General features: G+C 66.2%; 22 protein-coding genes. 8 read left to right on the top strand and 14 right to left on the bottom strand.

Annotated features, from left to right (window positions below):
* Positions 1-12: 12 nt before the first annotated feature.
* Positions 13-423 (bottom strand): diacylglycerol kinase, encoded by a 411-nt coding sequence (locus tag K2Y42_RS20140; protein ID WP_291156235.1) that lies wholly within the window; start codon positions 421-423, stop codon positions 13-15.
* A 77-nt stretch (positions 424-500) separates the two neighbouring features.
* Positions 501-1,511, bottom strand: a complete 1,011-nt coding sequence (locus K2Y42_RS20135; protein WP_291156232.1) for an alpha/beta hydrolase — start codon at positions 1,509-1,511, stop codon at positions 501-503.
* Positions 1,512-2,013: 502 nt separating this feature from the next.
* Here K2Y42_RS20135 and mraZ point away from each other — a divergent pair.
* The 5 genes from mraZ to K2Y42_RS20110 all read left to right on the top strand — a co-directional run bounded on the left by mraZ (position 2,014) and on the right by K2Y42_RS20110 (position 6,914).
* A complete protein-coding gene (gene mraZ, locus K2Y42_RS20130) occupies positions 2,014-2,508 on the top strand; it encodes a division/cell wall cluster transcriptional repressor MraZ (RefSeq protein ID WP_291156230.1) in 495 nt (164 codons plus the stop codon).
* Positions 2,505-3,500, top strand: a complete 996-nt coding sequence (gene rsmH, locus K2Y42_RS20125; RefSeq protein WP_291156227.1) for a 16S rRNA (cytosine(1402)-N(4))-methyltransferase RsmH — start codon at positions 2,505-2,507, stop codon at positions 3,498-3,500. Before mraZ ends, rsmH begins: the two co-directional genes overlap by 4 nt.
* 44 nt (positions 3,501-3,544) lie before the next feature.
* On the top strand, positions 3,545-3,835 hold the full coding sequence (gene ftsL, locus K2Y42_RS20120) for a cell division protein FtsL (RefSeq protein WP_291156225.1): 291 nt from the start codon (positions 3,545-3,547) through the stop codon (positions 3,833-3,835).
* 81 nt (positions 3,836-3,916) lie between these two features.
* The gene (locus tag K2Y42_RS20115) at positions 3,917-5,659 is read left to right on the top strand and encodes a penicillin-binding protein 2 (protein WP_291156223.1); all 1,743 of its coding nucleotides are present in this window, start codon (positions 3,917-3,919) and stop codon (positions 5,657-5,659) included.
* A 94-nt stretch (positions 5,660-5,753) separates the two neighbouring features.
* Positions 5,754-6,914 carry a GNAT family N-acetyltransferase gene (locus tag K2Y42_RS20110; protein ID WP_291156221.1) on the top strand — a complete coding sequence of 387 codons (1,161 nt, stop codon included), beginning with the start codon at positions 5,754-5,756 and terminating at the stop codon, positions 6,912-6,914.
* Positions 6,915-6,963: 49 nt separating this feature from the next.
* Here the strand turns inward: K2Y42_RS20110 and K2Y42_RS20105 are convergent, their stop codons facing one another.
* The 6 genes from K2Y42_RS20105 to K2Y42_RS20080 all read right to left on the bottom strand — a co-directional run bounded on the left by K2Y42_RS20105 (position 6,964) and on the right by K2Y42_RS20080 (position 16,007).
* Positions 6,964-8,964, bottom strand: a complete 2,001-nt coding sequence (locus K2Y42_RS20105; protein ID WP_291156219.1) for an acyltransferase family protein — start codon at positions 8,962-8,964, stop codon at positions 6,964-6,966.
* A 121-nt stretch (positions 8,965-9,085) separates the two neighbouring features.
* Entirely contained in the window at positions 9,086-10,990 is a 1,905-nt protein-coding gene (dxs, locus tag K2Y42_RS20100) for a 1-deoxy-D-xylulose-5-phosphate synthase (protein WP_291156217.1), read from the bottom strand.
* A gap of 279 nt (positions 10,991-11,269) precedes the next feature.
* On the bottom strand, positions 11,270-11,524 hold the full coding sequence (locus tag K2Y42_RS20095; protein WP_291156214.1) for an exodeoxyribonuclease VII small subunit: 255 nt from the start codon (positions 11,522-11,524) through the stop codon (positions 11,270-11,272).
* An 88-nt stretch (positions 11,525-11,612) separates the two neighbouring features.
* On the bottom strand, positions 11,613-12,563 hold the full coding sequence (locus tag K2Y42_RS20090) for a histone deacetylase family protein (RefSeq protein ID WP_291156212.1): 951 nt from the start codon (positions 12,561-12,563) through the stop codon (positions 11,613-11,615).
* 94 nt (positions 12,564-12,657) lie between these two features.
* Complete coding sequence (locus tag K2Y42_RS20085) at positions 12,658-14,175, bottom strand: hypothetical protein (RefSeq protein WP_291156209.1); 1,518 nt, start codon at positions 14,173-14,175, stop codon at positions 12,658-12,660.
* Between the two features lie 65 nt (positions 14,176-14,240).
* Positions 14,241-16,007: an acyl-CoA dehydrogenase gene (locus K2Y42_RS20080; protein ID WP_291156207.1), complete on the bottom strand. Its 1,767-nt coding sequence runs from the start codon at positions 16,005-16,007 to the stop codon at positions 14,241-14,243.
* 300 nt (positions 16,008-16,307) lie between these two features.
* Between K2Y42_RS20080 and K2Y42_RS20075 the strand changes: the two genes are divergently transcribed.
* Positions 16,308-17,270, top strand: a complete 963-nt coding sequence (locus K2Y42_RS20075; RefSeq protein WP_291156205.1) for an L-threonylcarbamoyladenylate synthase — start codon at positions 16,308-16,310, stop codon at positions 17,268-17,270.
* 17 nt (positions 17,271-17,287) lie between these two features.
* On the opposite strand, the gene K2Y42_RS20070 is transcribed toward K2Y42_RS20075, so the two are convergent.
* On the bottom strand, positions 17,288-17,722 hold the full coding sequence (locus tag K2Y42_RS20070; RefSeq protein WP_291156203.1) for a hypothetical protein: 435 nt from the start codon (positions 17,720-17,722) through the stop codon (positions 17,288-17,290).
* A gap of 108 nt (positions 17,723-17,830) precedes the next feature.
* Between K2Y42_RS20070 and K2Y42_RS20065 the strand changes: the two genes are divergently transcribed.
* The gene (locus K2Y42_RS20065) at positions 17,831-19,273 is read left to right on the top strand and encodes an FAD-binding oxidoreductase (RefSeq protein WP_291156199.1); all 1,443 of its coding nucleotides are present in this window, start codon (positions 17,831-17,833) and stop codon (positions 19,271-19,273) included.
* 9 nt (positions 19,274-19,282) lie between these two features.
* Here K2Y42_RS20065 and K2Y42_RS20060 read toward each other — a convergent pair whose 3' ends face one another.
* The 3 genes from K2Y42_RS20060 to K2Y42_RS20050 all read right to left on the bottom strand — a co-directional run bounded on the left by K2Y42_RS20060 (position 19,283) and on the right by K2Y42_RS20050 (position 21,969).
* A complete protein-coding gene (locus tag K2Y42_RS20060; RefSeq protein WP_291156197.1) occupies positions 19,283-19,624 on the bottom strand; it encodes a hypothetical protein in 342 nt (113 codons plus the stop codon).
* Positions 19,625-19,793: 169 nt separating this feature from the next.
* Entirely contained in the window at positions 19,794-20,393 is a 600-nt protein-coding gene (locus K2Y42_RS20055) for a response regulator (RefSeq protein ID WP_291156195.1), read from the bottom strand.
* A complete protein-coding gene (locus tag K2Y42_RS20050) occupies positions 20,368-21,969 on the bottom strand; it encodes an ATP-binding protein (protein ID WP_291156192.1) in 1,602 nt (533 codons plus the stop codon). The genes K2Y42_RS20055 and K2Y42_RS20050 overlap by 26 nt, the downstream gene beginning before the upstream one ends.
* A gap of 212 nt (positions 21,970-22,181) precedes the next feature.
* On the opposite strand from K2Y42_RS20050, the gene K2Y42_RS20045 reads away from it, so the two are divergent.
* Entirely contained in the window at positions 22,182-22,403 is a 222-nt protein-coding gene (locus K2Y42_RS20045; protein ID WP_291156190.1) for a hypothetical protein, read from the top strand.
* A 261-nt stretch (positions 22,404-22,664) separates the two neighbouring features.
* Here K2Y42_RS20045 and K2Y42_RS20040 read toward each other — a convergent pair whose 3' ends face one another.
* Positions 22,665-23,540 (bottom strand): SGNH/GDSL hydrolase family protein, encoded by an 876-nt coding sequence (locus K2Y42_RS20040; RefSeq protein ID WP_291156187.1) that lies wholly within the window; start codon positions 23,538-23,540, stop codon positions 22,665-22,667.
* Entirely contained in the window at positions 23,507-24,583 is a 1,077-nt protein-coding gene (gene opgC, locus K2Y42_RS20035; RefSeq protein WP_291156184.1) for an OpgC domain-containing protein, read from the bottom strand. The genes K2Y42_RS20040 and opgC overlap by 34 nt, the downstream gene beginning before the upstream one ends.
* Positions 24,584-24,697 lie beyond the last annotated feature (114 nt).

Below are 24,697 nucleotides of genomic sequence, written 5' to 3'. Positions count from 1 at the left end.
GTAGATGCTGCCCTAGAGAGGCCGGCCCTTGCCGGTCAGCAGCCACTTCGGATCGAACCAGCGATCGGCGGGGCCGTCGTAGGGCAGGCGCGTGATGTCCCAGTGCATGATGTACTTCGCGTAGACATCCCAGAGCGACGGTCCGCCGCCGATGAAGACGACGCGGTCGGCGTACTGCGCCAGCACGTCCTCGGGCTTCTCGCTCGAGCGGGCGACGCGCAGCGTCATTTGCTTCGCTGCAAACTCCGGTACGGCGCCGATGGTCTTCGGGCCGGCGATCAGCACATGGCCGCGCGTGAGGTCGAAAAAGCGCTCGACGTCGGCCCGAAACTCGGGTCGCGGATCGCCTTCCCACGGAAGCTCGCCATGGAGGCCGAGCTGGCCGCTCAATCCAATCGCGCACACGCAGCGAATGTCGCTCATATCTTCTCCTCGTTCGCGGTCTTCGACGGCCTTAGTTCATCTGCGAGGCGGGCTCAAGCCTCTCCCGCAGGGGGCCCTTACGGCGCGCGCGGGCCATCGGCGAATTTCTCAATCAGGCGAACCAGCTCATCGGGCCGCTCGTGCTGCGGAAGATGGTGGCAGCCCTCCAGAATGGTGAGCTTCGCGCGCGGCAACGCGGCGGCCAGCTTGCGGCCCGCCTTGAGGGGCACGATGGGATCCTTCCGGCACCAGACAGCCAGCACGGGAACGTCGATGGACTTGTATCGCCTCGCGACGGCCTTGGCATCCGTTTCGGAGACGATGGCGCGGGCCGTGGCGAAGAAGGCGCGCAGGGCGTCCGGGTCGCGATAGGGGGCGGCGTAGCCTTCGACGTCGGCATCGTCGATTTTGGCATCGCCCCCCATGGCCTCGCTGAGCAGCAGACGAGCCAGGGTTTCGGGCGCGAGACCAGCGGCCAGCGTGTCCGGGATCACGGGCGTCTTCACGAGGTCGAGGTAGCGCGCGGTCGATTGGGGGAGCCCCGGCGCGCCAATGACGACGATGCGTGCGATGCGGCTTGACCCTCGCAGGCCCTCCACCAGGCCCGTGCGGAGCGCAACCGTGCCGCCGAAAGAATGGCCGACGAGCGTAACGTTCTCCAGGCCACGCGCGACGATGAAGCTCGCGACGAGTGCGGCCTGGTCGTCGGCGCCGTAAGCCTCGTCGTTCGGCTTGTCGGAGCGGCCGAAGCCCTTGAGGTCGAGCGTGACGACGCGGAACTGGGCTGAGAGCGCGGGCAGCACGTCGTGCCAGGTGAAGCTCGACTCGCCCAGGCCATGCAGCAGGAGAAGCGGAGGGCCCGCGCCCTGCTCAGCGAAATGCAACGAGACAGGCGCCTTGCCCTCTGGGGTCAGGGTGATCCGCTCACCGCCGGTTTCAGGCGGGGCGACCGGCTTGCCCACGGCCGGCTCGGCGCCAGCCGGTCCAATCGGGCTCAGGCTCATGTTCAGGCTCAGGGCCAGCGCGACGGCGATGCCGGCCCACGGCAGGCGGGATGTCAGCGGGCGGCGCATGGCACGCTGGCGCATGGCCCGCCGGCGTTGTCCGTCGCTGCTTCCGATCCCCGCGCCCTCTCCGTCGCCGATGGCCCGATCTCCCCGATGCCTCAACCGCCAACCCGGTCTCGATCGCATCCCTCTAACCCCAGCTTTTGTCATTTTTAGAGATAAGCGCGGCACGACGAATGCTGAGCAAAATGCCATGCGAACCCCCGTAAATCCTTAACGATCCATTGACGCCCATACCGAACCATGGCATCCCATATTTGCCCGACCGCACCGGGCACGGGCCCGTGGTGTTGGCGCCTGCTTCGAGAGAGGGCCGAAGCACGAGCGACCGCCACGGCCCAGCCCCGGGCGCGGGCACCCAATTCGGGGGCAATCCCCCCGCGTCATCCGAAGATTTTGGCAAGCGTTGTTGGTCGTTCGTGCTTCTGCCCCCGGGCTCGTTCCATGGCTCCGCCATGACCCCGCGGCCTGTTTTCCCGGAAGCACGTCTTGTTGCGTTGAGAAGCGAGGCTCGAAGAAGGGGATGGACCGCTTTGTCTCGACATTCACCAACAAGATCGACGCCAAAGGGCGTGTCTCGATCCCAGCACCCTTCCGCGCCGTTCTCGAGCGTGACGGATACAGCTCCGGCGGAATCTACTGCTACCCCTCGATCGATGCTCCGGCCCTCGATGCTGGCGGCGAGAGACTTGCGAAAAAAATCGACGGGCTTCTCGCGGGCTTGCCGGACTATTCGGACGAGCGAGACGAGCTCTCTGTCGCACTCTACGGCGACGTCCAGGTTCTCGGCATCGATGGGGACGGCCGTATCGTCGTTCCTGAAAGCCTTCGCCGTCATGCCGGTCTTCAAGATCAGGTCACATTTGTCGGCCTTGGCGACAAGTTTCAAATGTGGGCCCCTCAAGCCTTCGAGGACCGGCGCGCACGAGCCCGGGAAAAAGCCCAGGAACACAGAAAACTTTTCGGCGCGGGGAGCGCTCACCGCAGCGGCGGTGACGACGAGAGGGCACGGGAATGACGCCCAGGAGCACCGGCGGGGAACCGGTGAACCCGGACGTGCGGGCACACATTCCCGTGCTTCTTTCGGATGTGCTGGAGCAGCTCCAGCCGACGGCGGGCGAAACCTACATTGACGGAACGTTCGGCGCGGGCGGCTATACCCGCGCCATTCTCGAGGCTGCGCCCTGCCGGGTGATCGCCATCGAGCGCGACCCGACCGCCTTCGCCAACGGTGCGGGGCTGGTTGCGGACATGGCCGGGCGCCTCGTTCTCGTTCCTACGACCTTCAGCGACATGGCGCAGGCCGCGGCCGATGCGGGACATCCGGCCGTCGACGGCGTGGTGCTCGACATCGGCGTCTCCTCCATGCAGCTCGACGATCCGGCGCGCGGGTTTTCGTTCATGCGCGACGGGCCGCTCGACATGCGCATGTCGCAGTCCGGACCTTCGGCTGCCGACATCGTCAACACGGCGGACGAGGAAGACCTCGCCAACATTCTCTTCGAACTCGGCGATGAGCGGCGCTCGCGGGCGATTGCACGCACCATCGTGAAGGCGCGGGGCGATGCGCCGATCACCACCACGAAGGCGCTCGCCGACATCGTGGAGCGCGTGCTCGGGCGGGCGCGCGGCGACGAGAAGCACTCCGCCACGCGCACGTTCCAGGCGCTCAGGATCTACGTCAACGACGAGCTGGGGGAGCTGGAGCGGGCGCTCGCCGCCGCGGAGCGCATCCTGAAGCCCGGCGGGCGGCTCCTGGTCGTGAGCTTCCATTCGACCGAGGACCGGATCGTGAAGCGCTTCCTGCAGGAGCGCTCCGGCAAGACCGAGGGCGCCTCACGCTATGCGCCGGCCCCGATTGCCCCGTCTCACGCCCCAAGTTTCCGAATTGTTAACACTCGCGGCATTACACCTAACAAAATGGAAACGGACGCCAATCCCAGGGCGCGTTCGGCCCGGTTGCGCGTCGGAATTCGCACTGACGCGCCCGCGTGGGGCGCGAAAGCCTGAATTTCCGCCGTTCCGTCAGTAAAGCGTGTGAGGGGAAATCGTTCATGCATCCGGTCACCGTCTCAGCCGCGTTCCTCGCGATTTCGAGCGCGTTCCTGCTGTATGGGCTCTCCTACGAGACAAAGCAGCTCGAGGCGCGCGTGGCCCAGCAGCAGCGCCAGGCCGATCAGGCGCGCTCCGATATCGCCGTGCTCAAGGCGGAGCGGGCGCATCTTCTGCGACCGGCGCGCATCGAGCCGTTGGCGCGCGCACAGGGGCTGGCGCCACCTGCGGACGGACAGATCGTCGAGACCGTGCCGGGCGCGACGATCCAGACCGGAACCATCTCTCGCTAGAGCCATGGCGGCCCTGGCGGATCGTTCGTCGGTCTTCCATTCGGAAGACTGATGGAATTCTAAAGGCGCTCGGGGGCAGACATGAGCGGCGCGAAGGGGAGGAGCGGCGGAGATCAGAAGGCGAGCTGGCGCGGCACATGGCGGCGCGGCCGTCAATCCGGCGCGCCCTCCGCACAGCCGCATCGCGCTGACGTCAACCGCCGCGCCGTCGCGAAACCCAGAACGCGCCTCGTCATCGTCGGCATCGGCTTCATGTTCGTCGCGGTGGCGGGCCAGCTCGTGCGGCTGGCCGCAACGCCGCGTCCGGAAATCGTCGCCAGCCTGACCGAGCCGATGGCCAAGAGCTTCGCGCGGCCCGACATCGTGGACCGTGCCGGACGGCTGCTCGCGACCGACATCGAGATGCCGTCGCTCTATGCGGACCCGCTGCTCGTGCGCGGCGTCGACGATGTCGCCGAGCGCCTGTCGCTGGCGTTACCGGAGCTCAATGCCGGAGACCTGCGCCGCACGCTTTCCGATCGCAACCGCCGCTTCATCTGGCTGCGCCGCGGGCTTCCGCCCAAGGTCGCACAGGACATCCACAATCTCGGTCTGCCCGGGCTCGATTTCCGCACCGAGCTCAGGCGCGCCTACCCGCTCGAACGGCTGGCGGGGCATCTGCTCGGGTCCGTCAACATCGACAATCGCGGCTCGGGCGGCATCGAGCGCACCATCGACGAAACCGTGGGCGTCGAACCTGCGCACGGCGGCACGCCCAGAACGGGAATGCCCGTCCGTCTGACCATCGACCTCGGCGTGCAGCACACGCTCGAAGACGAACTCACCGCGGCCATGGGGCGGTACGAGGCGAAAGGCGTGGCTGGGCTCGTGATGGACGTGCGCACCGGCGAGATGCTGGCGGCCGCGTCTCTGCCCGGCGTCGATCCCGCACGTTCCGGTGAAATTCTCGACCCGAGCCGCCTCGATAAGATCCAGGGGGCGACCTACGAGCTCGGGTCGATCTTCAAGATCCAGACCGTTGCGATGGCGCTCGACGGCGGGCGGGTCAAGCCCGACACCGTCATCGACGTGACGCAGCCGCTCACCGCGGGGCGCTTCACCATCAAGGATCTGCACGCGTCGGGGCGGCCGCTCACCGTGTCGGAAGTGTTCCTCCACTCCTCGAACGTGGGCGCGGGCCTGCTCGCGCTCGGTGAAGGGCCCGAGCGGCAGAAAGCGTTTCTCGAGTCGCTCGGACTGATGAGCCCGATGCGCACCGAGGTCGGCCCCGTGGCCGCGCCCCAGTTGCCGCCGAAGTTCGGACGCGTCGAGCAGATCACCGTTTCCTACGGGCATGGCATCGCCGTTGCGCCGATCCAGTTTGCTGCCGCGACCGCCGCCCTCCTCAACGGCGGCACCACCGTCACGCCCACCTACCTGAGCGGGCGCGCGCCGCCTCCGGAGGCAGGCCGCCGCGTCATCAGCGCGGACACGAGCCGGGCGATGGGCGTACTGCTCCGGCGGAATGTCGCCGAGCAGGGCGGCACGGGGCGGAGGGCCGACGTGCCCGGCTTCCGCGTCGGCGGAAAAACGGGAACGGCGGAAATGCCAGGACGCGGCGGCTACCAGGAAAAGGCGGTCGTCTCGTCGTTCCTGGCTGCGTTCCCGATGGACGCACCGAAGTACCTCGTGCTGATCCTGATATTCGAGCCGAAGGGCACCGCGGATACGGCGGGCGAAGTGCTGGCCGGCCGCAACGCCGCGCCGACTGCCGGGCGCGTGATCGCCCGCATCGCGCCCCAACTCGGGATTCGCCCCGACGGGACCGTCGCAAGCCTCGATTGAGGCCTCATTTAACGCAATCACAACCGTTGGTGGTGGATAGTCCGCGCGGAAATCCGCACAGCTTGCGCCGCGTTGCAGAGGCCGCCGTTTCGCCATGAGCGAGATCGAAATCGTATCGGGCTATGACGCTATCCTGGCCCTCGAGCCGGTGTGGCACGATGTCGGCATGCGCGTTGGCGGCGCGGGCGCGTTCGAACAATTCGACCTCGTGCGCCAGGCCGCCAAGGCCATCACCCGCGAAGGCGGAGAGCCGCTGGTCGCGTCGATCCGCCGAGACGGCCTGACGATGACGCTGCTGCCGCTGCGGCGCGAGCGCATCATCGGAACGCGCGCGGCCGTGCCGCTCGTCTATCCGCTGGCGCAATATACGAACACCGTCGGCTGGGCGATCTCGCCCGACGACATGCCGTCGCTGTGCAACGCGCTCAGCAAAGTGGGTCTCGACATCCTGCTGTTGCGAAAGGTCCGCGAGGACAGCGGCCTCTACGATGCGCTCGGCGTCCACGGCCAATCCCAGAACGCGCGCGAGACGGCGCTCTACATCGACCTCAACGCCTACAAGACGTTCGCGGCCTACGACGCGTCGTTCTCGAGCCCGACGCGGCGCAACCGCCGCCAGCGGCGCCAGAAGCTCGAGGCCGCCCACGGGCCGCTGTCGTTCGACGTGCTGTTCGGTACGGAAGCGACGGATGCGTTCGACACGGCGGTCGCCTGGAAGCGCGAGTGGCTTCAAGCGCGCGGCATTTCGAGCCCGGTTTTCGACGCCGGCACCTGGCAAAAGATGCTCCGTTCGGCGGTCGCTTCGGGTACTGCCGTCGTGACCTCGCTGCGCGCCGGCGACAAGCACACCGCAATCGAAGTGGGCTTCTGCGAACGCGACACGTACGTGTCGTACCTCGGCGCCTACGACCCGAACCTCAGTGCGTTCAGCCCGGGGCAGGAGCAGATGCTCCGCACCATCGCATGGGCCTTCGATCAGGGCTTTTCGCGGTACGATCTCTTGGCGCCCTCAGACGGCTATAAGCGCCAGTGGGCGCGCTCCGAGACGGGCGTCGCGATCGACGACTACGCCGTGGCGCTGACCCACGTTGGGCGCGGCGTCGCGGAGCTGCGCCGCCATGTGCGCCCGCTGGCGCGAGATTTCTATCTGCGGCTGTCACCTGAAGTCCGCGTGGCGGGCGGGCGCTACGGGAGGCCCGCCGCCGCCGCGATGGCCGCCATGTGCGCGGGCGCCGTGCTGGCGGCAATCGAGTAAGCGGCCCTGCTCCACGCGCAGTAGTTCGCGCCGAACACTCCTGGGGCCGTTATCGGCTCGGTGTTCCCCGATTTCCCGTAAACACTTCGCCGAGCAGCCGCTTCAGCCGGTCGGTGCCGTAGACGGAGAGATGGTTGTCGTCGAAGTAGAGCGGCTTTCCGCCAGCGACAGCCAGGCATCGTTGCCCCTCGCATAACGCATCGGCCGGATCGAGGATTGTCACAGGCAGGCCATCGATGGCGCTGCGGATGAACTGGCTGCGTTTGACATTCTCTGCAGTGTCGATTGCGAACATTCGATCCTGCGGCTCGCTGTGCATCATCGTGCGCGCCATGCGATTGGGTACGTCGTAGCCGACATACGGCGGCTCCATGACGATCCAGGCGCGGGCGCCGGACGCGGTAATGGCGGCGATGGTGGGAGCGAGTGAGCGCGTGATCGCGGCCCTGTTCTCTTCGAGCGAGGCTTCGACCGTCTGGGCGTCGCGGAGGAAGTGGCTCCTGTCAACCGGATCTCCGGCGTCATGACCGAGCGCGTAGTAGTTCCATCGCGCGGCGAGCACGACATCCCTGAAGCCGCCCTGCTGCAGCAGGCGGGCCACGGCCGCATTCACTTTCTCACAGGCCTCGGCACCGTTGCCCCGATTGCGGCCGACACCGATCAGCGGCGGACAGGCCGGCGTTCCGACGTACGTCACCGAGACGTTCGAGGCACCCGCAAGGTCGCGGAACACGGGTCGCAATACGCTGGCGTGACTGTCGCCCCACAAGAGCACGGATGGGGCTTCTGCACCCGCGTCCCACACCCGGCACAAACTCCCCGCATCAAGGGCCTCCGCGGTCTGACGCGGACACGCCGTGTCCTCGACCCGGCTGGCCAGACGTTTGCGCGTCAGCTCCTGCATCGCCACCGGATATCGCGCGATGAAGCCTTCTGTGGCGAAGCCGGACGCGGCCATGCCCAAGAGGATCGCAACCGAAGCAGACGCCGCCCCTACCGCGAACGGGCGCGGCTTCCAGAATGCGCCGTGGCGCACCGGCTGCTCGAGGAAGCGCCACGATGCGACGGCGAGCGCGAAAGACAGGAGGATCAGGCCGGTGGTTTCGGATAGGTCCAAGGCTCGCTCGACGCGGTAGCGATACAGCACGAGCAGCGGCCAATGCCACAGATACCAGGCATACGAGACGAGGCCCACGAACACGAACGGCCGCCACGCCAGCACCTGGCTCACGCGTGTCGCCGTAGTTGCACCGGACCAGATGACAAGCGCTGCGCCGAGCACGGGCGCGACGGTCGCCAGACCTGGAAAAATCGTTTGGTCGTCGTAGGAGAAGATCGCGAACAGGATCAGACCGAGCCCCAGAGCGCTCGCGCCCTCTGCCAGGCCGCGCCGCGCCTGCGGCACGCCCATCGCGAGGCTGCATCCCGCCAAAAGCTCCCAGGCGCGCGTGTGCGGATAGAAAAACGCTCCCGAACCGTGGCTGTCGCCGAGCATCAGTGCGGCGCCGAACGACAGCGCGATCAGAACCGCGGTCACGGGCAACGTCCACCGCGGCAGAACGCGCGCAAGCGCCAAGAGAACGATCGGCCAGACGATGTAGAACTGCTCTTCGACCGCGAGCGACCACGTATGCAACAGGGGTGCGTTTTCGAGCGACGCGCTGAAATAACCGCCCTGCTCGGCGAAGAACAGATTTGCGGCGAAGATCAGCGTGTAGAACATGCTCTTGGAAAAAATCTGGACGTCCTGAGGCGTGAGAACGACCACCGCGAGCGCGAACGTCGCGAGAAGGACAATCGACAGCGTGGGCAGCAGGCGGCGCGCGCGGCGCTCATAAAAGCGGCGGAAGCTGAACGCGTTCTTGCGGATATCGGCCAGCACGATGCTAGTGATGAGATACCCGGAGATGACGAAGAACACGTCGACGCCAACGAAGCCGCCGCCGAAAAACGGCACGTCGAAATGGTGCAGAACGACGGCAAGGATCGACAGCGCCCGCAGACCATCGATGTCGGGCCGATATCGCGCGGGGACGTCAGAGGCGCTCATCGGACGCGGGCGCCGCGATCGCCGTGGATCCGCACGACTGTGACCTTCATCCGGATTTCCCGCCGCGTTGCGATTTGCCCACCCACCGTGCCGCGCTCCCTGGCAGAGCCCGGGCAACCGGTCAGGCGCGGCTTGCGAGGGCGTCGCGCCCGAGGGCTGCGAGCGCGGTGCCGACGATGCCGGAGGCGGTGAGGCCCGCCTGCTCGTACATGCGCGCAGGCGCATCGTGATCGATGAACGTATCGGGCAGCACCATGGTGCGGACTTTGAGGCCGCGATCGAGCGCGCCCGAGTCCGCCAGCTCGTGGAGAACGTGGGCGCCGAAGCCACCCATCGAGCCTTCCTCGACGGTAATCAGAACCTCGTGCTCCTTGGCGAGACGCGCGATCAGCTCGCGATCGAGCGGCTTCATGAAGCGCGCGTCAGCAACGGTCGCCGAGAGGCCCATGGCGGCCAGCTGGTCGGCGGCCTTCATCGCTTCGGCCAGACGCGTGCCGAGCGAGAGAATGGCAACAGTCGTGCCTTCGCGCACGATGCGTCCCTTGCCGATGGGAAGGGGTACGCCCTCGGCGGGGCGATCGAGGCCCAGCCCCTCGCCGCGCGGATAGCGGAACGCGCACGGGCGGTCGTCGATTGCGGCGGCCGTCGCGACCATGTGCACGAGCTCGGCCTCATCTGCCGCAGCCATGATGACGAAGTCGGGCAGGCAGCCGAGATAGGCGAGATCGAACGATCCGGCGTGCGTCGGTCCATCGGCACCGACGAGGCCGGCGCGGTCAATTGCAAAGCGGACAGGCAAACGCTGGATCGCCACGTCGTGCACGACCTGGTCGTAGGCACGCTGGAGGAACGTGGAGTAGAGCGCGCAGAACGGCTTCAGGCCTTCGGTGGCGAGGCCGGCGGCAAACGTCACGGCGTGCTGCTCGGCGATGCCGACATCGAAGGTACGGTCGGGGAATTCCTTGCCGAACAGATCGAGGCCCGTGCCGTCCGGCATCGCAGCCGTGATGGCGACGATGCGCTTGTCCTTGCGGGCTTCGGCGATCAGGCTGTCGGCGAACACGCGCGTGTAGCTCGGCGCGTTCTGCTTCGGCTTGACCTGCGCGCCGGTCACGACGTTGAAGCGCGCCACGCCGTGGTACTTGTCATCGGACGCTTCGGCGGGCGCGTAGCCCTTGCCCTTCTTCGTGACGACGTGCACCAGGATCGGGCCCTGCTTGGTCTCGCGCACATTCTTGAGCACGGGCAGAAGCTGATCGAGATCATGGCCGTCGATGGGGCCCACGTAATAGAAGCCCAGCTCCTCAAACCACATGCCGCCCTGCCAGAGGTGGCGCGTGTATTCCTCCATGCGCGCGGCGCGGCGCTCCCAGCTCTTCGGCAGCCGCTTGGCAAGCTGCTTGGCGAAGTCGCGGAGTTGCAGGTACGTGCCGCTCGACGTGACGCGCGCGAGATAGGACGAGAACGCGCCCGTGGGCGGGGCAATCGACATGTCGTTGTCGTTCAGGACGACGATCAGGCGCTCGTCGCGGGCACCGGCGTTGTTCATCGCCTCGTAGGCCATGCCCGCGCTCATGGCGCCATCACCGATGACGCAGATGACGTTGTTCTGCTCACCCTTGAGATCGCGCGCGACCGCCATGCCGAGGCCGGCCGAGATCGATGTCGAGGAATGCGCGGCGCCGAACGGATCGTAGTCGCTCTCCGCGCGCTTGGTGAAGCCGGACAGACCGCCGCCCTGGCGCAACGTGCGAATGCGGTCGCGACGGCCGGTCAGAATCTTGTGCGGATAGGATTGGTGGCCGACGTCCCAGATCAGCCGGTCGCGCGGCGTGTCGAACACCCAGTGGAGCGCCACCGTCAGCTCGACGACTCCGAGGCCCGCGCCGAGATGCCCGCCCGTTACCGAGACGGTCTCGATGGTTTCATGGCGCAGCTCGTCGGCAATCTGACGAAGCTCGGTCTCGGGATGCCGACGCAGATCCTCAGGCGTAACGATCTTGTCGAGAAGCGGAGTTTTACTCACGATCGGGCATTGTCCATGGGTCTGGAGGCTGCCGAAATTCCAGGCTCAAAGCCGCGCAGCCACATTTTTCACCGGACAGTCTAGCGCCTAACGTGCGGCGGATGAAGGGCGGATGTCCGGCAAATACGGGCGATAGCTGCGGCAGAACGTACAGCAAGCGGAACAGTACGGGATAACCTCCCGATCCGAAGCGCGCCTTCGCGCCGGCATGAGCGCTGCGCGGGCCATGCCGAAGCGCTGCGTGGCTTAGCCGCGCTCCAGCCAAACGCCCGGACGCTCTTACTCCGGATCGAGCGGCTCAAGGCCCCGCGGCACGCCATTGCCGACAGTCAGCTTCTCGACGCGGGCTTCGGCCTGCTTCAACAGCCGGTCGCAGTGCTCGCGCAGAGCTTCGCCGCGCTCATAAATGGTGATGCTTTCCTCGAGCTCGACATCGCCGCGCTCGAGGCGGCTGACGATGGTCTCCAGCTCCTTCAAAGCGCGCTCGAAGCTCAGTTCCTTGATGTCGGCGTTCTTGCTCGGCGGTTTGTTCATTCCGTCTCGGCCTTGTGATTCCCTGAGGCGAATCTAGTGCCTGGAGCGGCAGCGCGCACGAACTCATTCACCTCATGAAATCAACCCGTTAGCTGCCGATGTCCATCAGCGTCCGGACATGCACGGCGACCGAAGTTGCGAGCGCATCGAGATCGTAGCCGCCCTCCAGCATCGACACCATGCGGCGCTTGCAGTGGGTTTCGGCGACCTTTCCGAGCCGTTCGGTGGCCCACATGAAATCCGCTTCCACAAGGCGAAGGCCGCCGAGGGGATCGCGCTTGTGGGCATCGAAGCCGGCCGAGATCACGATCAGATCGGGGCCGAAATTGTGCAACGGGCCCAGAATGCGGTTCGTGAAGGCGTCGCGGAACGTTTCGCCCGTGTCGCCTTCCCGCAGGGGGGCGTTCCAGATGTTACCGACGCCGGTTTCGGAAAGCTCGCCGGTACCCGGAAACAGCGGCATCTGGTGGGTCGAGCCGTAGAACAGGTCTTTGTCGGACCAGAAGATGTCCTGCGTACCGTTGCCGTGGTGGACGTCGAAATCGACGACGGCGACGCGCTCGGCGCCGTGGCGCGCACGCGCGTAGTGCGCGGCGATGGCGGCGTTCGAGAACATGCAAAAGCCCATGATGCGATCCGCCTCGGCGTGATGGCCCGGCGGGCGGACCTGGCAGAAGGCGTTGGCGACGCGTCCGCTCATGACCTCGTCGACGGCTTCGAGGCCGGCGCCGACGGCGCGGATCGCGGCTTCATACGTGCCGAGCGACATGACCGTCTCGCCGTCGATGTAGACGCTCTTGCCGCTCTTCTTCGCCAGTTCCGCCGCGCCCTTGATCTTGGCGAGATGATCGGCGGGATGCACGCGGCGGATCTCTTCCTCCACGTCGAGGCGTATGGGCGCTTCGGCGCGCTCAAGGGCGTTGTAGCTTTCGTGGGCGAGGACCTTGTCGATCGCGCGCATGCGATCGGGGCGTTCGGGATGTCCGCGTCCTGTGTCGTGTTCGACGAACGCGGGATGGGTCAGCAGCAGTGTCGCCATGCTTCAAGGCCTCGAGCGCTTCCTCAGTTTTTTGTTGAGGCCATGATAGCCAAGGCGACCCGCGTGGCCAGCAATTTGACGGCTGGCACACAGGTCAAGCGCGCGGCTGCGTGAGACGGGCGCGAAGCCAGCCCAAGGCGCGGAAGGGCGCGGTGATCGTGTCGCGCAACATCAGAAGGCACGTCCAGGCGAACGCCGGAATGCCGGCTGCGGGAAGGAAAAACATGATGAACGCGAGCCACCGCGCCGTTTTCGCGGCGTAGAACCCGACCCGGCCGGCATACTCCTCCCGGCGTTCCTGCGGCCAGATGCGCGACCACCAGCGCAGCAGCACCGGCAGGCTCAGCACGCCCAGCACGGCGGCGCTCAGGTAGGCAATCTGGATGCCGCTCGGAATGCCCGGGATGATGCGGCTGTCCAGCTCACGCTCCCGCTCGGAGTCGCGGGCGAAGACCTCCACCGACTTGACGGCCACGTGCCCCGTAATCTCTCCCATCCATTCGCCGAGCGTGTCGCCGAGCGGCAAGGTGGACGTGGACTGAGGGGTTGCCGACAGGACGACACGCCCGTGCGAGCCGGGAGACGCCTTGAGCATCAGCTCGCTGGCGCCGTCTCCGAGGGACGCCAGAAAATCGGCGAACGTGGCGCGCTGCAACGCATCGTCGAGACCGGCGACCGCGACGCGCTGCCAGAGCCAGTTGCGGCCGCCCGGCTGGTGCGACGCGCCCGCGCCGATGACGACGAGATTGACGTCGGCTGCTTCGGCCGACTGAACGAGGGCCGCGATATCGAGGCTTTGCTCGGGCCCCTTCGACGGGCGAAACTTGAGCGTGCCGCCTTCGACACGACCGGAGATGACGGCTGTCTGCCCCTTGAGGCCGGCCAGCGCGTTCTCCAGCGCCGACGGGTCGACCTGGTCGACCAGGGCGGCTTTCGTCGCCGGGTCGAAACGGGGGACGGACGACAGGTTGCGCGGCCCGCCGGTTTCGAGCGCCAGAACGCGGATATCCGAGCGGTTGAGGGGACGGGCCAGGCGGTGGATCGCCTCCTCGAACAGGGCGCGATCGGTGAGGGTGAGCGCGATGTTCGGGCGAACCTCGGCGACCACGTCGGCCAGCGTCGCGCCGCGACGAAGCCGGTAGGCGCTCTTGTCGACGACGACATGCAGGTCGGCGGTGTCCGGCAGGTCTTTCAGCGCGGCGCGGTTGGCGAAGACGGTGTCTTCGCTCAGGTACAGCGCGAGCTTCTCGCCAGCCTGGGCTTCCGGAGCCAGCGTGGCGCCGACGCGCGCAAGCTCATCCGGCGTTGCGGCGGTGAAGACCTGCCCCTCGCGGTTGGCGAACTTCCAATGACCTTCGGGCGTGATGTGGGCGGCGAGCGCCGCGCCCTTGCCCAGTTTCGGAAGCGCGGCGACGTGGGCTGCCGCATTGTCGAGCGCACCGAGGCCCAGTCCCAGCTTGCCGGCCTTGCCGAGGGTCGCGCCGCCACTGGTTTCGCCGGCTCCTCGCACGATGCGCGACAGCCAGCCGGCAGCCGCCTGATCCGCCATCCAGGGCGCAGTCGCGGCGACGAGGATCATGAGAAGGCCGGCCAGGCCGTGCATGCGCCGCATCGATCGTCCTCGTTCCGTCTCCAGCCGCGCAGGCCAATCAAATTTCGTCAGCCGGGTCCGGCGCGTCACGCCGGTGTCAACTCCGGCAGGGCGCCGATGACCGATTGGCCGCCGCTCATTACCATGGCCGCCAGCCCCGGCCCCGCCACCGAAATGTTCTCGGCGAAGAAGCGGGCGAGCCCAACGGACTCCATGGCGTGCGGGCCACCCTGCTCCAGAGCCTGCATCGCGCCCTTGGCCAGATAGTGGCCGCCGGCCGTGAGGGCGAACAATCGCAGATAGGGTGTGGCGCCTGCTAGAGCGAGATTGGGCGTGTGCTCGATCGCTTCCACCATCCAGTCGGTCGCCTCCGTCAGCGCCACCACCGTCGACGCCAGACGCTGGCCCATGCGGCCGATTTCGAGCCGTTCGACGCCTTTGATGCGGCGCGCCAGGGTCTCGTATTCGGAGATCATCTTCTTGACCAGATGGCCGCCCGAGAGCGGCAGCTTGCGCGTGATCAGGTCGATTGCCTGGATGCCGTTGGTGCCCTCGTAGATCGGAAGGATCCGCGCATCGCGATAGTATTGCGCCGCGCCGGTTTCCTCGATGAAGCCCATGCCGCCGTGCACCTGGATGCCGAGCGAGGCCACCTCGCAGCCGATGTCGGTCGAGAACGCCTTGGCGATGGGCGTCAGCAGGGCCGCGCGGTCGGCGGCGGCGCGGCGGTCGGGTTCCGTTTCGCCGTGGCGCGCGGCATCGGCCTCGCTGGCGGTCGCGTAGCAGATCGCGCGGGCGGCGCGCGTCAGCGATTTCATCGTGAGCAGCATCCGGCGCACGTCGGGATGGGCGGCGATCGCGACCATGCCGGGCTCCTTCGAGGAGACGGTGCGGCCCTGGCGGCGCTCCTTGGCGTAGGCGATCGCCACCTGCGTTGCGCGCTCCGCAATCGCGACGCCCTGGATGCCAACGGCAAGGCGCGCGGCATTCATCATGATGAACATGACGTTGAGGCCGCGGTTCTCCTCGCCAACGAGGTGACCGATGGCGCCGTCCTTCTCGCCGAACTTCATCACGGCGGTCGGGCTGCCGTGGATGCCGAGCTTGTGTTCGAGGCCGGCGCAGACGACGTCGTTCTCGGCGCCGAGCGTGCCATCGGCGTTTACCAGCCGCTTCGGAACAACGAACAGCGAGATGCCGCGCGTGCCGGCCGGCGCATCCGGAAGACGCGCGAGCACGAGATGGACGATGTTCTCGGTAAGGTCGTGATCGCCGTAGGTGATAAAAATCTTGGTGCCGAAGATGCGGTAGGTGCCGTCCGCGTTGCGCTCGGCGCGGGACTTGATGACGCTCAGATCCGATCCTGCGTGCGGCTCGGTGAGGTTCATCGTGCCGGTCCAGTCGCCGCTGATCATGCGGGGCAGATAGAGCTGCTTCAGCTCCTCCGAGCCGCCCACGTGCAGCGCGTCGATGGCGCCCTGCGTCAGCAGCGGGCACAGGCCGAACGCGAGGTTGGCCGAATTCCACATTTCGCAGACGGCCATCGCGACCGTTTCGGGCAGGTCCTGACCGCCGAACTCCTCGGGGCAGGGCAGCGCGCTCCAGCCTGCCGCGCGGAACGCCGCGTAGGCCTCCTTCCAGCCGGGAGAGGCAACCACCTTGCCGTTAACCCAACGGGCCGGGGTCTTGTCGCCCGCCTTGTTCAGCGGCGCCAATTCCTCGGCCGCGAACTTGCCGGCCTCCTCGAGCACGGCGCGCAGCGTATCCTCGTCCAGACCGCGCTGGTCGCCGGAAAAATCGGTGGCCGTCTTGAGTGCAAACAGGATGTCGTCTACTGGAGCCTCGTAGCTCATGGCATGTCCTTTCCGGCATCCGGCGAATCAGGGTTTGGCCGCAGTGCGGCATCATCGAGCGGAAGCCCCGACGGCGCAACGGACGACGCAGGGACGAAGCGCCCGCTGTTCATAATTCTTAGTGTCCCGATTCCGAAGTTCGCTCGAGTTTGCAGCTAGGTCCCAGTGCGAACTTCGGAATCATAAGGGACACTAGGACCATAGGCTTGCTAGTGTGATTCAGATCGAGAAATTCGCTCGGAACCTGGCTGCTCGATATGGCGAATTTCTCGATCATCACACTAGCGAAAGTCACAGCTCATGACGGTCCGAACGGCCGATGCGGCAGCTCTTGACGAAGCAGGCCGCCTCATCCGGGACGGCGCGCTCGTCGCGTTCCCGACGGAGACCGTCTATGGCATCGGCGCGGACGCCACGAACGGGCGGGCGGTGGCCGGCATTTTCGAAGCCAAGGGGCGCCCGCATTTCAACCCGCTCATCGTTCATGTGCCGGATCTGGCGGCGGCCGAGAAAATCGCCGAGTTCACCCCGCTCGCGCGGCGTCTGGCGGTCGCGTTCTGGCCGGGGCCACTGACGCTGGTGCTCGAACGCCGCGCGGAGGCCGGAATTTCGGATCTCGTCTCGGCGGGGCTCACCAGCATCGCGGTGCGCGTGCCGGCTCACCCAATCGCCCAACAGTTGCTCGCGGCTGCGGGCCGTCCGCTGGCCGCGCCCTCCGCCAACCGCAGCGGACGCGTCAGCCCAACGCGCGCCGAGCATGTGGAGGAGGATCTCGGCCAGCGCGTGGCGATGATCCTCGACGGCGGAGCGACCGCGCACGGGCTTGAAAGCACGATCGTGGACGGGCGGGGCGACGCGGCGATCCTGCTGCGGAGCGGCGCGGTGGCGCGCGAAGCGATCGAGGCCGTTGTCGGTGCGCCGCTGGCACGCGGCCCCGAGAGCGACGACGTGCATCCGACGGCGCCCGGACAGCTCACGAGCCATTACGCGCCGAACGCGATGTTGCGGCTCAACGCGCGCGACGTGCGGCCAGGCGAAGCTCTGCTGGCCTTCGGGCCGGACGTGCCCGACACGGCCAATCCGGTGCTCAACCTCAGCGCTGGCGGCGATCTGGTCGAGGCGGCAGCGGCCTTGTTCGCAGCACTACGCGCGCTCGACCGCACGGGCACGGGCGCCATCGCCGTGATGCCGATCCCCGAGCGCGGGCTGGGTGAAGCAATCAACGACCGGCTGCGCCGCGCGGCAGCGCCCCGGCCGGCTTAGGGCCTCAGCCTAGGGCGTCAGCAGCGCGAGGTGCAGTTGACGCGGCATTGCTGGCGGGACCGCGTGCATTCCGTTGCGCTCAGCCCCGAGCAGGACACGAGCTGACACTGCGAGCCGCAGCTCGCGCGGCAATTCCAATCCTGGTTCGGCCGGTTGATGCCGGAGCTGGTGGCGGCACCCGCACCCGGCGCGGGCGACAGGCGCGGGGCCGGAGACAGGCGCGGCTTCTGCACTTCGCGCGGGGCGGGCATGGCGCGCACCGTGGGTGTGCGCGCGGCAGCGCCGGGCGGCGTTCGAAGCGGCGCCGGTGACGGCTTCCAGGACGATTGCGCTGCGGCCTCCGGGAATGATCCCGTCGCGCCGGTCTGGACGACGACGAACGCAGCCAGCGCAATAACGAGTGCCGGCACGGCCCTGGTCATGATGTGCATTAACCGCGATTTTTGCGTCATGGCGCCAAACCCTGATATGGGACGTGTCGATGGCCGATCCGTTGCAGCGGCCGCTTCCGTTTCCGATTTCTTCCGACTTCTTTCTTTCCGACTTCTGGCAGCTCGACCATGACGTCCTTTCAAGATCGCTCCGCCGCACTCGACGACGCCCTCATCCGGCGTTTCGCGGAGATCGTGGGACCCGCGCATGCCATCACGTCTCCCGACGATCAGGCCCCATATCTTCGCGAATGGCGCGACCTTTATGTGGGGCGAACGCCGCTCATCGTAAAGCCTGCAAACACGGAAGAAGTTTCCAGACTGCTGGCGCTTGCCCATGCTGAAGGCGTCGGTGTCGTCCCGCAAGGGGGCAACACGGGGCTCGTCGGCGGGCAGATCCCCCGCGAGGGCGGACGCGAAATCCTGATTTCGCTCACGCGCATGACGCGGATCCGGGCGATCGACCCGGCCGGTGAAACGATGACGGTGGAGGCCGGGGCGACCTTGCATGCCGTGCAGCAGGCCGCGCGCGAGGCTGGCCGTCTCTTTCCGCTCAGCCTCGCCTCGGAAGGCAGCGCCACCATCGGCGGAAACCTCGCGACCAACGCGGGCGGCGTCGCCGTGCTCGCCTACGGCACGATGCGCGCGCTTGTCTCCGGCGTCGAGGTCGTGCTGGCGGACGGCGCGGTGTGGGACGGCCTCAGGGCGCTCAAGAAGGACAACACCGGCTACGACCTGCGCGATCTCTTCATCGGCTCGGAGGGCACGCTCGGCATCATCACGGCGGCGACGCTAAAGCTGTTTCCGCTGCCCGTCGAGCGCGCCGTGGCGCTCGTCGCGCTGCCGCGCCTCGACGCGATGCTGCCGTTCTTCCAGCTCGCCCAGGCGCGTGCGGGCACTGCCATGACCGCCTTCGAATTCCTGTGCGGCGACCTCATGGACTTCGTCACGCGCCACATTCCGGGGACGCGCCTTCCGCTTGCGGAGGCCGCGCCCTGGTATGCGCTCGTGGAGATCTCGGGCACGGCCGCCGGCACCGCCCAGCCGCTGCTCGACGCCATCCTGGCGGACGCCATGGCCGCGGGGCTTACGAGCGATGCAGCAGTCGCGGGCTCGCTCGCCCAGGCGGCAGAGCTGTGGCGGCTGCGCGAGGCCGCGTCGGAATCACAGAAGGGCGAAGGGGGATCGATTAAGCACGACATCTCGGTGCCCGTCGCGCGCCTCGCCGCGTTCATCGAAGCGGCCCGGCCTGTCGTCGAGCGCATCTGTCCCGGTGCACGGCCCGTTCCGTTCGGCCACTTCGGCGACGGCAACGTGCACTACAACGTGTCTCAGCCGCCGGGCATGGCGCGCGCGGATTTCATCGCGCTCTGGGAGCCGATGTCGCGCGCGGTGCACGATGTCGTGGTCGCGTTCGGCGGATCGATCTCGGCCGAGCACGGCATCGGCCAGCTCAAGGCGCAAGAGCTTCAGCGCGTGAAGAGCGCGGTCGAGATCGATGTCATGCGGCGCATCAAGCTCGCGCTCGATCCCAAGGGCATTCTGAATCCCGGCAAGGTGCTCGGCGGCTAGCTGACGGCGTCAGCGGCAGGGCCGCGCCTCAACCTGACAATCGAAACCGCTGCCGGATTGCGAACAGCTCTGACGCTTGCCGACGGCCTTGCTGAAGCGCGCCCAATCGCTGCCGTACTCGAAATCCGTGAAGCTTTGCCACGAGCCGATGGCGGCGCGCTGCGCTGCCGCCTTGGTAGCGCCCTGTCCGCTGCCGTAGTGGTAGTGATCCGTCATGCACATCTTGCCGCCAACGCGAACCTGATCGTGCATCGAGGCGAAGCCGGTCTGGTCGGCTGTCGCAGGTCCCGCAGCAGCCATCGCGGTCAACAACCCTGCGAGGGCGATGTGAAACGAAGCGCGTCTCTGCATGATATCTCCCTCGCCCGGCGGCACTGTTTCGATCGTTGTCACCGTTGATCGTTGACGCGCACTTTGGCCGATTCACATCAGGCTCACGACTTACAATATCGCAATTTTCCAGAGTGATGCGCCGTTCGCTCCCTCGGTAGTTCCGCGCCAGTCCTGCGATACGGTCCTGCTATTCGAGGCCGAGCGCCATGCTCATGCGCACGAGATCGGCAATCGACCTCGCGGACATTTTGGTCATCACCCAGGTGCGATGAATTTCGACCGTTCGCGGGCTGATGCCGAGCTTCTGGCCGATTTCCTTGTTCGACAGTCCCTGCACCAAAAGCTGCATGGTGTCGCGCTGGCGATCGGAGAGCGACTGGAACTTTCCCTTGAGGTCTTCGAGCTCGAGGCGCGACTTGAGCGACGATTCCGAAGCGATCAGCGCCTGCTCCACGCTCGCCACGAGGCGCTCGTTGCTGAAGGGCTTTTCGACGAAGTCGAACGCGCCGAGCTTGATCGCCTGCACGGCCAGCTCGACATCGCCGTGGCCCGTCATGAGCAGGAGCGGGCGCGGATCGCCGGCGCTCTGAAGCTGGCGCAGCAGATCGAGCCCGGAAATTTCCGGCATGCGCACGTCGCTGACGATGCAGCCGGCGGCAAAGGGCGCCGCAAGGAACGCGCTTGCGCCTTCGAAGCAAGACACGTTCAGCCCATGCGTTTCGAGAAGCATGGCGACCGCGTCGCGAACCGATGCCTCGTCGTCAATCACGCTGACGGTCTTGCTCATCATCCTCCCTTTCGATCGGCAGCCTCATCAGGACGCGCGCGCCGCGCGGCGAGGTTGCAATGACGAGGCTTCCCCCGTGCGCCTCTGAAATGGAGCGCGCCACGGCGAGCCCCAGGCCGGATCCTTCCGGCTTCGTGGTTGTAAACGGCGCCGGCTCGTTGACGTTGAAGCCGGGCGGAAACCCAGGGCCGTCGTCCTGTACCTCGATTTCGGCCTCGTCGTAAGACGAGAGCGTGACATGTACCTTTATCGCACCGGACCGGCCGGCGGCCAGAATGGCCTCGGCTCCGTTCACGATCAAGTTGTGTATCGCCTGCTGCAACTGGATGCCATCCGCACGGATGACCGGAAAATCAGGCGTTATGCCGATCACGAGACGAATGCCCTTCTTCTGCAGATCCTCGGCGAGCAGCGCATCGAGCTCCAGAAGCTTGGCCTTGAGATCCACGGGGCGCTTCGTCAGCGTGCCCTGCCGCAGCAGCTCGCGGATGCCTTGCAGCACGTCGTTGGCGCGCGCGCTCTCGCTTTTGATTTTTTCGACCGCGCGCGCGAGCAGGTCCAGGCGGCCGTCCTGCATCGCTTTGGCGGCAATGCCCGCGTAGGTCGTGAGCGCCGTCAGCGGCTGGTTGATTTCGTGGGCGATGGTCGCGGCTACCTCGCCGGCGGAACGAATGCGCAGGGCCCGGTTGATGGCCGACTGCTGATCGCGCAGACGCGCGGCGGCGTCCTCTCGTTCGGCAACGATGGTGCCGACGATCAGGCCTGTGATGGTCAGCGCCGTCATCAAAACCTGCAGCGCGCCGAGGCCGGGATCGGGCCCGAAACGGATCTCTGCGCCGATGATCAGGCCGACCTGGATGAGCAGAAGACCGACCGCGGCACCCGGCGGTCCGTAACTCAGCGCGATCCAGAGCAGCGGCAGGAACAACAGATAGAACAGCTGAAACGCGGTCGCGTCCTGGTAGCCGAACACCACGCCGAGCGAGCAGATGAGCGCCACGAACTGCGCCACGACCAGCGGCTCCAAGCGCGGCCACGGCCGATAGGTGACGGCGAGAAGCACGAGCGGGGCAATGACGAGGATGCCGATGATGTCGCCGACCGCGGCGCGCCAGGCGACCACGATCACCTCGTTCTGGAAAATGGCGCCGGCGCTGAGCAGGATCACGACATACGCGGCGGCCGCGACGAGCGCGGCTGCCGTGCCGACGCCGATCAACGTCAGAGCGTCACGCACGAGGCGAAAGCGCGGATCGAACGTCGCGATGTGCTGGAGCGCGAAGCCGCCCGCGGCATAGGTGGCGCCGACGGCGAGCGAAAGCCCGAGTTCCAGCCCCACGCCGAGCGCGGAGCCGCGCACCACGGCATCGGCCAACGCGGGGGCGATGAGCACAAACGGCGCATAGAACCAGCCGCCCAGAAACACGACGGCGATGCTGAGCCCGGGAGGCGGGTTCCACGGCGTGATGCCGAGACCGCGATAGGGCTTCACATAGCTCACGTAATCGAGCGCGACATAGGCCACGAGGAAGAGGCACCCGAGGGCAAGACGACGATAAAGGCGATCATCGATCATTTCCGACCTTACAAATTTGGTCGCGCAGCAAGCCCCTTGAGGCGCGGATAACACCCATTATTCAGCGATTTCAACATTTTAGAGATACGTAATACTCCCTACGGGCTCGTTCTACGTACTGAAGCCAATTGCGACATGGGAACATTCACCGCAGGTTGGTGCTTACAAGCCAGCCTGATCACTATCCCTAACAGAAGCTGACGGAGGACCCGATGATCGACTTCAATGCCGAAAACGAGTCTGCCCTGCGTCTGCCTGCTGCGTACTCGCAGGGGTTCGCCCATATCCGCGTCATCACATCGATGACCAACCTCGACGATCCGGGCCCGCTGGCGGTCCCGGCGTCCCGTGAGCGTCCTGTTAACCGCGTATCCCTGACCGGCTCCCCCACGGTGCAGGATAACGACTACACCGAACTGAAGCCCGTCGCCTGAGCTGGACTGGAACTGGCCAGGCCCGCGCGCGTCATTCACGCACCTCACTCACAATGCGAGATACGATATGCCTACGGGACTTAAGTTGTTCGACCTCTTCCTCGTAGCGTCCGCCGTGATCATCATGGTGATGGTCCAGACGGCTTAGCTAAGCTGCGGGAGGCCTCATTGGCCTCCCCTCCCCGGCGGTGCTGCGCGCACCTTCAGACGAACGGCCTCAAACACACGATCTCAGATCCACGGCCTCAAGCCACGGGCGCGCTAGTGTCCGGCGCCGTTCTCGGCGTCGGCCTGCAGGATGCCCGACACGATCGCGCGCGTGGCGTATTCGGCCATGCACCGATAGCCGAGATCGTTCAGGTGAAATCGATCGGATGACAGATACGACGTGCCGGGATGCTGGCGCGCGAGATCGGCCATCGAGTCAAATCGATTGACCAGCAGCACGCGCATCTCGCTCGCCACCGTCGCGATTTCGTTGACGATGCTCACGTAGCGCGCATCTTTCGACAGGCGTTCGACGTATTGCGGATCGATCAGCACGACGTCGATGTTGTGCGACGCAAGCCACGCCAGCGTCTCGCGCAACTGCTGTCCGAAATCTTCGGAGTCGATGCGCGCGACCGCATCGTTCGTGCCCACCTGCCAGACAATCAGGTCCGGCTTCAACTCCGCGACCTCGGCCTTCAGGCGTTCCGCCGCGCCTTCCGCGACCTCACCCGATTGGCCGCGCGGGAACATCTCGACAGAGAGGCCCTCGATCACACCCTCAAGGTCGTTCTCCAAGCGCACCGGGTAGCTCGCGAGCGGCGACGACGCGCCAACACCGACGGTGGACGACGAGCCGAGCGCGACGACGCGCACCGGGCGCTTTTGCAGCAACGCGCGCCTGACGGACCGCAACGCGGAGCGCCCTTCGTATGACGGGCTTTTGACTTTGCATTCGACGGACGCGTCCGGAAGGTCCGCGCGGATCATCGGCCGGCGCGCGGGTTGGACGGGAGGCGGAACGGCCGGCGCGGCAAGCGGAATCGCGGCGGGCAGCCTGCTCGGGCTATTCGCGCGCGCTTCATCGAGGTGCGTGCCTGCGACCAGCGCGCAGGCTAGGCCGAAGACGACCGGAATTCGGCGATCCATGCTGTCACCCCCAACACAACGAGACCGATCACAACAATTGCAGTATCGAACAGCAGCGTCGGTTGACCCAGGTACCGGGCGATCTGTCCGCCAAGCGCCAGCAAAGATGCCATGCAGAACACGGCCAGCGAGTTGCGCCCCAATCTGCTGCAGTAGCGCACAACAGGTCCTATACGCCGCGAAAGTAAAGGAAATGCGGGGTAGAAGGCAATTGCGATCGCCAACATGCTCACGATGCGTGCGGGAGACAGGTACTCCTTGTCGAACAGAAACAAATATTGCGGAAATGGCACAGCCATGGGGTCGGGCCGGTAGTCCACCCACACGACAGCCGTTCCGAACAGCATCAGCGCTGTCGCCCACGGCCAGGCGCGTTTGAGGAACTCTTCGGCGCGAGGATGCTCGCGCTTCACGGTCATGGCGACGTAGCCGAGCACGATCAGCAACTGCCAAGATAACGGATTGAAGAACCATGCGCCCTCAGCGGGCCAGCTCGGCAGACGGAGCTGAAGCGTGAGCGTGGCGGCATAGAGCGTGATCGATGCGGCCAGCGCGAGCCAGATCGAAGCGCGCGCGATGACGACGGCGACCGTCGCGATCAGCAGCAGCACGACGTAAAGCGGCAGGATGTTGAAGTATCCGATCTGGTAGGTCAGCAGCACCATGCCGATCGACGCGCGAACCGTGTCGACGAAAGCGGGGCCTGCGCCGTGCCATTCCAAAAACAGGGGATCGTTGAAATAGAGCGCCGCCGCGCCGAGCATGGCTACGGCGACGGAGATCGTGACGATCTGCGCCTGCCAGATTTCGAACGCACGCAACAGCAGGCGCGAGACGGAATGGCTCAACGTCTTTTTCTCAGACCGCCCGTTGACGACAAACGCCAGCGAGCACCCGGCCAGGAACACGAACAACTCGGCCGCATCCGAAATGGCATAGTTCCGCATCGTCAGGATCGAGTAATCCATGCCGGGAATGTGATTGATGAAGATCATGACGAGCGCGACGCCACGCCAAAAGTCGATTGCATTAGGGGGGCGCATCGTGAAGCTCGGAGGTCTTAATACTGAGGGGTCTTGCGGGTGGGATGTGTCATAAAGCCCGTGACGCTGCCCCGAGACAAGCCATGATCGGGCCTTTTGGAAAATTCGATAGCG

This window comes from Hyphomicrobium sp., from assembly GCF_019744875.1.
In the GTDB taxonomy this organism is placed as follows: domain Bacteria; phylum Pseudomonadota; class Alphaproteobacteria; order Rhizobiales; family Hyphomicrobiaceae; genus Hyphomicrobium_C.
The sequence above is the reverse complement of the archived record's forward strand: the minus strand, read 5'-3'. Positions and strand labels throughout refer to the sequence as shown.

Coding starts and splice junctions, on each gene's coding strand:
- K2Y42_RS20085 (WP_291156209.1), bottom strand. CDS start 14,175: ATGCGGCGCATGCACGGCCTGGCCGGCCTTCTCATGATCCTCGTCGCC.
- K2Y42_RS20060 (WP_291156197.1), bottom strand. CDS start 19,624: ATGCAGAGACGCGCTTCGTTTCACATCGCCCTCGCAGGGTTGTTGACC.
- K2Y42_RS20105 (WP_291156219.1), bottom strand. CDS start 8,964: ATGAGCGCCTCTGACGTCCCCGCGCGATATCGGCCCGACATCGATGGT.
- K2Y42_RS20140 (WP_291156235.1), bottom strand. CDS start 423: ATGAGCGACATTCGCTGCGTGTGCGCGATTGGATTGAGCGGCCAGCTC.
- K2Y42_RS20135 (WP_291156232.1), bottom strand. CDS start 1,511: ATGCGCCAGCGTGCCATGCGCCGCCCGCTGACATCCCGCCTGCCGTGG.
- K2Y42_RS20075 (WP_291156205.1), top strand. CDS start 16,308: ATGACGGTCCGAACGGCCGATGCGGCAGCTCTTGACGAAGCAGGCCGC.
- K2Y42_RS20065 (WP_291156199.1), top strand. CDS start 17,831: ATGACGTCCTTTCAAGATCGCTCCGCCGCACTCGACGACGCCCTCATC.
- K2Y42_RS20090 (WP_291156212.1), bottom strand. CDS start 12,563: ATGGCGACACTGCTGCTGACCCATCCCGCGTTCGTCGAACACGACACA.
- K2Y42_RS20115 (WP_291156223.1), top strand. CDS start 3,917: ATGAGCGGCGCGAAGGGGAGGAGCGGCGGAGATCAGAAGGCGAGCTGG.
- mraZ (WP_291156230.1), top strand. CDS start 2,014: ATGGACCGCTTTGTCTCGACATTCACCAACAAGATCGACGCCAAAGGG.
- K2Y42_RS20110 (WP_291156221.1), top strand. CDS start 5,754: ATGAGCGAGATCGAAATCGTATCGGGCTATGACGCTATCCTGGCCCTC.
- K2Y42_RS20045 (WP_291156190.1), top strand. CDS start 22,182: ATGATCGACTTCAATGCCGAAAACGAGTCTGCCCTGCGTCTGCCTGCT.
- K2Y42_RS20050 (WP_291156192.1), bottom strand. CDS start 21,969: ATGATCGATGATCGCCTTTATCGTCGTCTTGCCCTCGGGTGCCTCTTC.
- K2Y42_RS20055 (WP_291156195.1), bottom strand. CDS start 20,393: ATGAGCAAGACCGTCAGCGTGATTGACGACGAGGCATCGGTTCGCGAC.
- rsmH (WP_291156227.1), top strand. CDS start 2,505: ATGACGCCCAGGAGCACCGGCGGGGAACCGGTGAACCCGGACGTGCGG.
- K2Y42_RS20080 (WP_291156207.1), bottom strand. CDS start 16,007: ATGAGCTACGAGGCTCCAGTAGACGACATCCTGTTTGCACTCAAGACG.
- K2Y42_RS20095 (WP_291156214.1), bottom strand. CDS start 11,524: ATGAACAAACCGCCGAGCAAGAACGCCGACATCAAGGAACTGAGCTTC.
- K2Y42_RS20070 (WP_291156203.1), bottom strand. CDS start 17,722: ATGACGCAAAAATCGCGGTTAATGCACATCATGACCAGGGCCGTGCCG.
- opgC (WP_291156184.1), bottom strand. CDS start 24,583: ATGCGCCCCCCTAATGCAATCGACTTTTGGCGTGGCGTCGCGCTCGTC.
- K2Y42_RS20040 (WP_291156187.1), bottom strand. CDS start 23,540: ATGGATCGCCGAATTCCGGTCGTCTTCGGCCTAGCCTGCGCGCTGGTC.
- ftsL (WP_291156225.1), top strand. CDS start 3,545: ATGCATCCGGTCACCGTCTCAGCCGCGTTCCTCGCGATTTCGAGCGCG.